Annotated in this window: 6 protein-coding genes, 1 tRNA gene and 1 pseudogene; 7 read left to right on the forward strand and 1 reads right to left on the reverse strand. The window is 70.3% G+C overall.

Annotated features, from left to right (window positions below):
- Positions 1–929, reverse strand: a 929-nt coding sequence (locus ACOV8S_RS00510) for a sensor histidine kinase (protein ID WP_448315227.1), incomplete at its 3' end; no start/stop codon positions are given.
- A 156-nt stretch (positions 930–1,085) separates the two neighbouring features.
- Here ACOV8S_RS00510 and ACOV8S_RS00515 point away from each other — a divergent pair.
- The 7 genes and pseudogenes from ACOV8S_RS00515 to ACOV8S_RS00545 all read left to right on the forward strand — a co-directional run.
- Positions 1,086–1,958 carry a hypothetical protein gene (locus ACOV8S_RS00515; RefSeq protein ID WP_448315229.1) on the forward strand — a complete coding sequence of 291 codons (873 nt, stop codon included), beginning with the start codon at positions 1,086–1,088 and terminating at the stop codon, positions 1,956–1,958.
- 11 nt (positions 1,959–1,969) lie between these two features.
- A tRNA-Gln gene (locus tag ACOV8S_RS00520) sits at positions 1,970–2,040 on the forward strand.
- Positions 2,041–2,158: 118 nt separating this feature from the next.
- Positions 2,159–3,601 (forward strand): bifunctional UDP-N-acetylglucosamine diphosphorylase/glucosamine-1-phosphate N-acetyltransferase GlmU, encoded by a 1,443-nt coding sequence (glmU, locus tag ACOV8S_RS00525; RefSeq protein WP_448315231.1) that lies wholly within the window; start codon positions 2,159–2,161, stop codon positions 3,599–3,601.
- A gap of 139 nt (positions 3,602–3,740) precedes the next feature.
- Positions 3,741–4,715: a ribose-phosphate diphosphokinase gene (locus ACOV8S_RS00530; protein WP_108951652.1), complete on the forward strand. Its 975-nt coding sequence runs from the start codon at positions 3,741–3,743 to the stop codon at positions 4,713–4,715.
- 222 nt (positions 4,716–4,937) lie between these two features.
- Positions 4,938–5,552, forward strand: coding sequence for a 50S ribosomal protein L25/general stress protein Ctc (locus tag ACOV8S_RS00535; protein WP_448315233.1), 615 nt, complete (start codon positions 4,938–4,940; stop codon positions 5,550–5,552).
- 161 nt (positions 5,553–5,713) lie between these two features.
- Positions 5,714–6,310, forward strand: coding sequence for an aminoacyl-tRNA hydrolase (gene pth, locus ACOV8S_RS00540; RefSeq protein WP_448315235.1), 597 nt, complete (start codon positions 5,714–5,716; stop codon positions 6,308–6,310).
- A gap of 397 nt (positions 6,311–6,707) precedes the next feature.
- Positions 6,708–7,007, forward strand: a pseudogene (locus ACOV8S_RS00545) (hypothetical protein); the annotation flags it as partial.

The following is a 7,007-nucleotide window of genomic DNA, read 5'->3' on the forward strand; positions in this document are numbered from 1 at the left end:
GTGTCCGCCTCGCCCCCGCCGCCGCCCCGCTGCTCCGGTATCCGCGGCGCCACCGCCGCCTCCCGCGAGGCGGACACCGGCGCCGCACCCGCCGCCGGCGTGCTCCGCAGCACCCCCAGCATCTCCCGCAGCTCCGTCAGCGCCTGCCGGCCCATGTCCCCCACCAGCGCCGCGTTCCGCACCGCCTTCTCCGGGTCCTTCAACGCCACCGCCTGCAACGCCGCCGCGTGCACCACCATCAGGGACACCCGGTGCGCCACCACGTCGTGCATCTCCCGGGCGATCCGCCGGCGCTCCTCGTTCCGCGCCCACTCCGCCCGCTCCTCGGCCCGCTCGGCCAGCAGCTGCAGCTCCCGCTCCAGACTGTCCGCACGCTCCCGCAACGACTCCATCAGCCGCCGCCGCGCACCCACGTACAGGCCCAGCAGCACGGGCGGCGCGGTGTGCCCCAGCGCGGTGGTGACCGCGGCGAACAGCTGGAACCACCCGTCCACCTCGGGGCCGGTGCGCACCAGCGTCACCACCAGCACCCCGGTCAGCGACATCCCGGCCAGCGCACCCGTCAGGCGGCGCGGCAGGTCGGAGGAGGCCACCGTGTAGAGGCCGACCACCGCCAGCAGGAAGCCCATCAGCGCGGGCGTGACCGCGAGGCCGACCAGCACCACCGCCACCGGCCACCGCCGCCGCAGCCCGAGCACCGCGCCCACCAGCAGGCCGAACACCACGCCCACGGCCACCGGCAGCCCGGCGTCGCGGGCGAAGCCCACGCCCTCGACCGCGCACTCCACGGACGACGCCAGCGCCAGCGAGGCGTCCAGCACCACCGCGCGCCAGCGGTGCCACCAGCCTCCCGCGGGCCCGCCCACGGCCTCCGCCGCCGGCCCGGCCCGCTCCACCGCCGTCCTTCGCTCTTCCCCCGTCGTGGTCATGCGCCCAGCCTACGGAAGGAGTCCAGGGACGTTCCTGCGGGTTTGCGAGTGGACATATCGATACATGGCCATCGAACTCAAGGTAAAAACGCTCGAACTGGTGAATCGATCGCGGTCGCGACCTGTGGGCCTGTCTCTGCGCCGAGAGTGGGAGACATGGACACCACGCTCCTCCCGAACGGCGACTTCGAGTCCCTCCGGGACCAGGCAATCGCCCTGCGCCGACAGGGCTTCAGCAGGCGGGTCATCCGCGACCGCCTCCGCATCTACAACAACGATCTCCTGAACCGGCTGTTGGAAGGCGAGCAGGCACCCGAGTGGACCAAGCGCCCCAACGCCAAGGACGACCTGAGGGACGAGGCGCGTCGGCTCCGCAGCCGAGGATTGACCTACGACCAGATCCAGATGCAGCTGGGCTGCTCCAAGAGCTCCATCTCCCTCTGGGTGCGCGACCTGCCGAAACCTGACCGAGGGCGCTCTCGCGGCGAAGCCACGGAGATCGCACGGCGCGGCTGGGAGGCGAGGCTGCGCATTCGGGAGGAGGAACGGCAGCGCACCAAGGCGGCAGCACGCCTGGCTATCGGGGAGCTCTCCGACCGGGAGCTGTTCCTCGTTGGAGTCGCTCTCTACTGGGCGGAAGGCTCCAAGGACAAGCCTTACTCGCGGCGTGAGGCCGTCATCTTCGTAAACAGCGACCCGAACATGATCGAGCTCTACCTGAGGTGGCTCGACCTGCTCGGTGTGGAACGGACGCGACTGCGCTTCCACGTCATGATTCACGAAAGCGCCGACCTTCCGACAGCCCAGCGGTTCTGGGGCGAATTGACCGGAGCGGACGCACCCTCCTTCTGCAAACCGAACATCAAGAAGCACAATCCGCGTACGGTCCGCAAGAACACGGGAGACGGCTACCACGGCTGCCTGGCGATCAGAGTCCTCCAGGGTGCCGACCTGTACCGTCGCATCGAGGGGGCCTGGTACGGCATAGTAGATGCCGCACGAACGTCCGGCGCGCAGAGTCGGACATAGTGCGCATATATTCCCAGGTCGTCTAATGGTAGGACAAAGAGTTTTGGTCTCTTGAATGAGGGTTCGATTCCTTCCCTGGGAGCGGCACAATGGAGCGGGGTCTGACCGTTAACGGTCAGACCCCGCTCTCACGTGTCCGCCCACCGACCCCCCGGTATCCTGCGAGGGTCCCACTCGTAATACAGCCGAAGGGCACCACCGTGAGCGCCATCCGCCCGGCCGCCGTCGTCGTACTCGCAGCGGGTGAGGGCACCCGCATGCGGTCCGCCACACCCAAGGTTCTGCACACCCTCTGCGGCCGGTCGCTGGTGGGCCACGTGCTCGCGGCCTCCCGGGAGCTGGAGCCGGAGAACCTGGTGGCGGTCGTGGGCCACGCCCGTGAGCAGGTGACGGCGCACCTCGGTGAGATCGACGCCGCCGTGCGCACCGCCGTGCAGGAGGAGCAGAACGGCACCGGTCACGCCGTCCGCATCGCGCTGGCGGAGCTGGGCGAGCAGAACGGCACCGTGGTGGTGGTCTGCGGCGACACCCCGCTGCTGCGCGGCGAGACCCTGCGCGCGCTGGCGGAGACGCACGCCGCCGACGGGAACGCGGTGACGGTGCTGACCGCCGAGGTCCCGGACGCGACCGGCTACGGCCGCATCGTCCGTGACGAGCAGGGCGCGGTGACGGGCATCGTGGAGCACAAGGACGCCTCCGAGGCCCAGCGGGCGATCCGGGAGATCAACTCGGGCGTGTTCGCGTTCGACGGGCGGCTGCTCGCGGACGCGCTGGGCCGGCTGCGCACGGACAACAGCCAGGGCGAGGAGTACCTGACGGACGTCCTCGGCATCCTGCGCGCGGACGGTCACCGGGTCGGGGCCAGCGTGGCGGCGGACCACCGGGAGATCGCGGGCATCAACAACCGGGTGCAGCTGTCCGAGGCGCGGCGGATCCTGAACGAGCGGCTGCTGGAGCAGGCGATGCTGTCCGGCGTGACGGTGGTGGATCCGGCGTCGACGTACCTGGATGTGACGGTGACGTTCGGTCAGGACGCGCTGGTGCATCCGAACACGCAGCTGACGGGTTCGACGCATGTCGGCGAGGGCGCCGAGGTGGGTCCGAACAGCCGGCTGAACGACACCGAGGTGGGTCCGGGCGCGCGGCTGGACAACACGGTGGCGGACGGGGCGATCGTGGGGCCGGAGGCCTCGGTGGGTCCGTTCGCGTACCTGCGGCCGGGCACGCGGCTCGGCCTGCGGTCGAAGATCGGCACGTACGTGGAGACGAAGAAGGCGGAGATCGGTGAGGGGACGAAGGTCCCGCACCTGACGTACGTCGGTGACGCCACGATCGGTGATCACACGAACATCGGCGCGGCCAGTGTGTTCGTGAACTACGACGGCCAGGAGAAGCACCACACAACGATCGGGTCGCACTGCCGTACCGGTGCGGACAACATGTTTGTGGCTCCTGTCACTGTCGGGGACGGCGCGTACACCGCGGCGGGGTCGGTGGTGACCACGCCGGTGCCGCCCGGTGCGCTGGGCGTGGCCCGTGCCCAGCAGCGGAATATCGAGGGTTGGGTGGTCCGCAAGCGTCCCGGGAGCGCGGCGGCGAAGGCGGCCGAGGAGGCGTCCCGGCAGGCGGACGGCGAAGGCTGAGCGTGTTCAGGCCCGTCTGATCGGGCGTACCGTGATAAGTGCAGAAACCGCACCACCCCCCAGCCGGGCGGGCAGGCGCCGTCCGGCGCTCTCCCCTGCCCCGCCCGCTGTGAGACCACACCTCTGAGGAGACAGTGCTGTGACCGGGATCAAGACGACCGGCCAGAAGAAGATGATGTTCTTCTCCGGCCGCGCCCACCCCGAGCTTGCCGAGGAGGTGGCGCACCAGCTGGGCGTCGAGGTCGTCCCGACCAAGGCGTTCGACTTCGCGAACGGTGAGATCTACGTCCGTTACCAGGAGTCGGCGCGTGGCGCGGACTGCTTCCTGATGCAGAGCCACACGGCCCCCATCAACAAGTGGGTCATGGAGCAGCTGATCATGATCGACGCGCTGAAGCGTGCGTCGGCGCGGTCGATCACGGTGATCGTTCCGTTCTACGGGTACGCCCGTCAGGACAAGAAGCACCGTGGGCGTGAGCCGATCTCGGCGCGTCTGATCGCGGACCTGATGAAGACGGCGGGTGCGGACCGGATCCTGACGGTCGACCTGCACACGGACCAGATCCAGGGCTTCTTCGACGGTCCGGTGGACCACCTGTTCGCGCTGCCGCTGCTGGCGGACTACGTGGGCGCGAAGGTGGACCGGGACAAGCTGACGGTGGTCTCGCCGGACGCCGGCCGGGTGCGGGTGGCGGACCGTTGGTGCGACCGTCTGGGTGCTCCGCTGGCGATCGTGCACAAGCGGCGTGACAAGGACGTGGCGAACCAGGTGACGGTCCACGAGGTCGTGGGCGAGGTCAAGGACCGGGTGTGCGTGCTGGTCGACGACATGATCGACACGGCGGGCACGATCTGTGCGGCGGCGGACGCGCTGTTCGCGCACGGTGCGGCGGACGTGATCGTGACGGCGACGCACGGTGTGCTGTCGGGTCCGGCGGCGGACCGTCTGAAGAATTCGCGGGTGAGCGAGTTCGTGCTGACGAACACGCTGCCGACGCCGGGTGAGCTGGAGCTGGACAAGATCACGGTGCTGTCGATCGCTCCGACGATCGCGTCCGCGGTGCGTGAGGTGTTCCAGGACGGTTCGGTGACGAGCCTGTTCGACGAGCAGTGAGGCGAGCGGCGGGCCGTGTGAGCGGGCTCTGCTAGATCGTTTTTGTGCGGCCTCCTTGGCCGAGTAGACTCTGGGAGTTGCTCGGCGAGGGAGGCCGTACTTCTGTGTACGGCGGTCCGTTATCGACGCGCTCTTCGTAGCAGGCCGATGTTTGGCCGGGTGACCGATCCCGATCGCCGTACTCGTGTACGGCGGCCCGTTCCACTACGAGGAGTGTGAGCCATGTCCGAGGTGAAGCTTTCCGCCGAGACCCGCACCGAGTTCGGCAAGGGTGCGGCCCGTCGCATCCGCCGCGCGAACAAGGTTCCGGTCGTCCTGTACGGCCACGGCACGGACCCGAAGCACCTGTCCCTGCCGGGTCACGACCTGCTGCTGGCGCTGCGTACGCCGAACGTCCTGATCTCCCTGTCGATCGACGGTGAGGCCACCGAGCTGGCGATCCCGAAGTCCGTGCAGCGTGACCCGCTGCGTGGCTTCCTGGAGCACGTCGACCTGCTGCTGGTCAAGCGGGGCGAGAAGGTCTCCGTCGAGATCCCGGTCGTCACCGAGGGCGAGCTCGCCCCGGGTGCCGGTCTGGTCGAGCTGGTCCAGGCGTCGCTGACGGTCGAGGCCGAGGCCACCCACATCCCCGAGTCCGTCGTGGTCTCCATCGAGGGCCTCGAGGCGGGTGCGAGCGTCCTGGCGAAGGACGTTCCGCTGCCCAAGGGTTCGTCGCTCGCGAGTGACGCGGAGGCCGTCGTGCTGTCCGTGGTCGCGCCGCAGGCGGAGGAGCCGACCGAGGGTGAGGCCGGCGAGGAGGCCGCCGCTCCCGAGGGCGACGTCGTCGACGAGGGCTGAGTTCTCGCGTAGTCGTGTCACCGGCCGCCGCTCCTTCGGGGGCGGCGGCCGGTGTCGTTTCCGTTTCCAGGGCCTGTTTCGGGGGCCTGTTTCCGGGGCCCGTTTCGAGGGTCTGTTTCCGGGGCCCGTTTCGAGGGTCTGTTTCCAGGGAGAGTGACGTGGTGTCCACTGACGCGAATGCCCCGTGGCTGGTGGTGGGGCTCGGCAATCCGGGGCCGGAGTACGCGATGAACCGGCACAACGTCGGCTTCATGGTGGCGGATCTGCTGGCCGGGCGGATGGGTGGCCGGTTCAAGCGGGCCGGCAAGGCGCAGGCCCATGTGGTGGAGGGCCGGGTGGGTCCTCCGGGGCCGATGGGGCGCCGGGTGGTGCTGGTGAAGCCGATGTCGTTCATGAACCTGTCCGGTGGTCCGGTGAACGCGCTGCGGGACTTCTACAAGGTGCCGCTCGTGCAGGTGGTGGCGGTGCACGACGAGCTGGACATCGACCACGGGACGCTGCGGCTGAAGCTGGGCGGCGGTGACAACGGGCACAACGGTCTGAAGTCGATGACGAAGGCGATGGGTCCCGACTATCACCGGGTGCGGTTCGGGATCGGGCGGCCGCCGGGGCGGATGCCGGTGGCGGACTTCGTGCTGAAGGACTTCTCGTCGGTGGAGCGCAAGGAGCTGGACTTCTTCGTGGACCGGGCGGCCGACGCGGTCGAGGCGCTGGTCCTGGAGGGTCTCGAGCGGGCGCAGAGCGCGTACAACTCCTGACCGGCCGGCTGTTTCCGCTCCTGCGGGGGTGCGGCTGATCCGCGTGCGCCCCGGTGTGCCGTGCCCGCTCCCCCAGGTTCGGCGAATCCGCTTCCCGTCCCGGCCCCCGCCCGTACTCTGATGTGCAGCACCGGTGGGGGCCGGTGCCGTTCAGGGGGCGAGAGAGTCGGGTACGGCGCCCGGACCCGGTGGGCGGAGAGGCGTGCGGACGAGGGGCTCGGCGGCGGCCGGCCCGTTGTCGTCCGGTGCGGCTCGCTGTCGCCGGGACCCGGCGGCCTGGGTTCGCTCCGGGCGTCGTGCCGGCATCGCCGACGGGCGCCGGCGCCGGGACGCGTTCCGGGGCGCCGGCGCCGCGGCGCGTGCCCCGCACACTAGGCAGACGGGACGGGTGGGTCGTATGGTCCGCGTTCGGGTGCTGGTCGTCGACGACCACCGCATCTTCGCCGAGTCGCTGGCCGCCGCCCTGGCGGCCGAGCCCGACGTGGACGTGTCCGCGGCGGGCAGCACGGTGGCGGCGCTGAGATGTCTGGAGCGGGCGGCGTCGGAGGGGCGGCGTTTCGACGTGCTGCTGGTCGACGCGGACCTGGGCGGCGCGCATCCGGGGGTCTCCGGTGCCGCGGGCGCGGGTTCGTCGGCGGGCGCCCGGCTGTCGTTGCCGTCCCAGGCTTCCGCGGGGCCGGCGGCGGGCGGTGCGGAG

The sequence above is a fragment of the Streptomyces sp. CO7 genome (genome assembly GCF_053474865.1).

Bases quoted from the DNA above. Each gene is read 5' to 3' on its own strand.
- ACOV8S_RS00515 (WP_448315229.1), top strand. From the start codon at position 1,086: ATGGACACCACGCTCCTCCCGAACGGCGACTTCGAGTCCCTCCGGGAC.
- ACOV8S_RS00535 (WP_448315233.1), top strand. From the start codon at position 4,938: ATGTCCGAGGTGAAGCTTTCCGCCGAGACCCGCACCGAGTTCGGCAAG.